Origin of the sequence: Methylocaldum sp., assembly GCF_039794385.1 — a bacterium.
Taxonomy (GTDB): domain Bacteria; phylum Pseudomonadota; class Gammaproteobacteria; order Methylococcales; family Methylococcaceae; genus Methylocaldum.
The window spans coordinates 1-3,203 of record NZ_JBDIVO010000448.1 but is presented as its reverse complement, the minus strand read 5'-3'; the positions used below and the strand labels follow the sequence as shown (position 1 = coordinate 3,203).

4 protein-coding genes and 1 pseudogene are annotated in these 3,203 nt (G+C 64.8%); all 5 read left to right on the top strand.

What is annotated here, in order from left to right; translation table 11 throughout:
• Positions 1–262: 262 nt before the first annotated feature.
• On the top strand, positions 263–988 hold the full coding sequence (locus tag ABJK70_RS22520; protein WP_347259202.1) for a hypothetical protein: 726 nt from the start codon (positions 263–265) through the stop codon (positions 986–988).
• Positions 985–1,359 (top strand): hypothetical protein, encoded by a 375-nt coding sequence (locus tag ABJK70_RS22515; protein WP_347259201.1) that lies wholly within the window; start codon positions 985–987, stop codon positions 1,357–1,359. Before ABJK70_RS22520 ends, ABJK70_RS22515 begins: the two co-directional genes overlap by 4 nt.
• Positions 1,360–1,431: 72 nt before the next feature.
• Positions 1,432–2,244, top strand: coding sequence for a TIGR03756 family integrating conjugative element protein (locus tag ABJK70_RS22510; protein ID WP_347259200.1), 813 nt, complete (start codon positions 1,432–1,434; stop codon positions 2,242–2,244).
• Complete coding sequence (locus ABJK70_RS22505; protein WP_245245696.1) at positions 2,213–2,488, top strand: TraU family protein; 276 nt, start codon at positions 2,213–2,215, stop codon at positions 2,486–2,488. The genes ABJK70_RS22510 and ABJK70_RS22505 overlap by 32 nt, the downstream gene beginning before the upstream one ends.
• Before the next feature lie 13 nt (positions 2,489–2,501).
• A pseudogene (locus ABJK70_RS22500) lies at positions 2,502–3,203 on the top strand (hypothetical protein); the annotation flags it as partial.

The window sequence follows — 3,203 nt, the reverse complement described above, 5'->3', positions numbered from 1 at the left end:
CAGGTACGGCCGAAAAGCGACGTGAGCCTGCCGCCCTTCGCCGAGATCGGAAAGCTGCTCGATCCCAAGCACCGGCGACGCCAAGGAAGAAGCGCGCCTGACGCGCGCCGACCGGCTCCTGATCCGTGAGGCCATCGTCGAGGCAGCGCGGCAAGCGGTCGCCGCGAAACGCCAGCCGCTCACCGAGGACGTCGCGCACGGTCTCCGCCATCTGCCGGGCCTTGCCGAACTTGATCCGCCGCGGCGTGCCCGGGTACTCGAAATGGCCGATGCCTTGAGCCTCTTCTGTACCGAGGGAAGCCTCAAAGCCAAGCTGTTCAATCGGCCGGGGCAGCTCTGGCCGGAAGCCGACGTCACCGTGTTCGAGATGGGCGTCCTCGCGCAGGAAGGCTACGAGGATAAGCTGACGGTTGCCTACATCTCGCTGATGAATCACATCCACGCTCTGGTCGAGCAGCATCAGTACGAGGGCCGGCCGACGCTGGTGCTCACCGACGAGGCGCACATCGTCACCACCAATCCGCTGTTGGCGCCTTACGTGGTCAAGATCTCGAAGATGTGGCGGCGCTATGGCGCCTGGCTGTGGCTCGCCACCCAAAACCTCCAGGACTTTCCCGATGCGGCCCGGCGGATGCTCAACATGATGGAATGGTGGCTGTGCCTCTCCATGCCGCCCGAGGAGGCCGAGCAGATCGCGAGGTTCCGGGAGCTCAGCGCCGAGGAACGGGCGCTGCTGCTCGCCGCGACCAAGGAGCCCGGCAAGTACACCGAGGGCGTAGTTCTGAGCCGGGCGCTGAAGGCCTTGTTCCGGAACGTTCCGCCGCCCATCGCGCTGGCCCTCGCCATGACCGAGAAGGACGAGAAGGCCGAACGGGCGGCGCTCATGACACAACAGGGCTGCACCGAGCCGGAAGCGGCGCTGAAGGTCGCCGAACGCATCGCTCGGAAGCGCAGTAGCGTATTCACGAAGGAGGCCTCGCCATCATGACGCATCGCCAATCCCTGTGGGCCTCGATGGTCGTGCTGTGCCTCTCCGCACCCCCGGTTCCGGCCGATATCGGGCCGGCCGCCGTGGAGGTTTTCACCGATCCGGCGTTTCCAGCCTCCGGCGCTCACGCGCTTCGGCCCCAAGGGGTTCCCATCGACATCTTCGATCTTTCCGCCCCACGCCGGATCGAGGCGGTCCTCTCGGCAGGACTCCCCGCGAACGAGGCGGCGGCCTTGGCGGATCGCCCGGCAGCGGCTCGAAGGGCAGGGCAGTGGGCTTGCGGCGCCGTTGCAGGCGGCCTACGAAGGCCATGCCCGAGCACTGAGCTACGGCCTCACGCGTTATCCCGCGATCGTGTTCGACCGGGGTAGGGCGGTCGTCTATGGCACCGCCGATCTCGGCGAGGCGCTGCGGTACTACCGGACCTGGAAGGAAGGTACGCCATGATCAAGCGTTTGACGCTGAGCTTTTTCATTCTGGCGCTGACGGCTGACCTTCGGGCCGAACCCATCAACACCGGCACGATTCTATCCAGCGCCTTGAACTTTTCCTGCATCAAGTTCCAGGTGATCGGGGTATGCCTCTGGCTGGTGTGCACGCCCTTCGGCTGCGAGATCGAAACCTCGGCCAAGTACGGCCACTACAATCCCGATCTGGTGGTCAGCGCCCACAACGGTATCGCCAACAATCCCTGGACCGAGATGAAGGCCCTTCTGGCTGGGATTCAAACCACCGGCGCGGGCGCGGTGCTTTCGGCCATGGGCGGCCAATTGCCGAACCTTCTGGGCGGCGGCACGACGACCGAATGCGGCATCGCCGGCCGGCCGGCTCGCGAGCACCCGGCGCACAAGAACCTGATCTTCAAGGACTCCGACGCCATCGGCCATCCGGCCGCGGGCTTTTTCCTGTGCCCCTCGGCGTCGACGCCGTTTCAGCCCTATCTCGTCTCGGCCCTGGATGCCTTGTCCTGGCGTTGGGCGATTCCCGAATTCATTTATCCCCAGTCGCTCATTCCCGGGCTGCGGGAGATCGGCGACTGGCCCTTGAATACCTGGGGTGCGGTTTATCCCAGAGGCGGCTTCGTGACCCAGGCCGAAGACCCCAAGGCGGCCGCGGCCGCGGTCGTGGCGCAGCGCGCCGGAGACGTGGTGACGCGGACGGGTCAGCCGCATGTCTACATCGCGCTCGAGAGCGACAAGCGGAAAGAAAAGAAAAAGTACAGGGTTGTGGTATCCGCCGTCCCTGAAAGAGGGTGACGCCAAGACCGGCACCTGGCAGATGCTGACGCCCCAACGCGCCGGAAGCTGCGAAGTGTTCGGCAGCAACGACCTCATGAGTTTTTCGGGCTGGGCGGGCAGCAAGGTCGCAGCCGATGGAAATTATGCCTTCACGCTGCGGCGTCCCTACAAGTGCTGCAAGGTGAAAGGCAGCTTCATCGGCAGCATCGACATCATGTCCTATCCGTCCGACAGCTCGACCACGCCAACCCGAACCCCGTAGGAGACGACGATCCATGGTCCGCGCACTCCGCCGTCCTCTCATTCTGTTCGTCGCCCTGTCACTCACCGCGCAATCATCCGCCGCGCCGCTGTCACCCGCCCGATCGAGCCGCTGGTACTACGAGATCGGCGGGGCCGAGGCGATCACTGTCGCGGCGAACCCCTACGCCCACTCGATTACCCTCGGCGGTTCGCTCGATCTTCGACGGGCGTTTTCGTGCGGAAACTTCGATCCGGTGCTCGGTGTCTCCAACATCCTGAACAATGTCAGCCAAGGAATCGAGAACATGATCGGCTTCATGGTCAACGCCGCGACCAACGCGATCGCTTCCTTGCCCGCCCTGATCCTGCAACGGGCGAACCCTGGGCTCTACGACCTGTTCCAGAACGCTCTGCTCCAGGCCGAGGCGACGATCTCCCTCGCCACCAAGAGCTGCGAGCAGATGGAGGCCGAGATCGCCCGCGGGCAGAATCCCTTCGAGGATTGGATCACTCTGGCCAAGGGCTACGACTGGAAAATGCAAATGGGGACCGGCGGTCTGAATTCGTCCTCGGTGGATGTAAAAACCGCGAAGGATACGGTGGAGACGAATGCCGGTAAAAACGGCGTTCCCTGGATCGGCGGCCAGCGCGCGGGCGGGGCGGGGCAGGCACCGATCCGGGTCACCGCCGACACCGTGCGGGCCGGCTACAACATCGAGCTGGGCCGCCCGGTG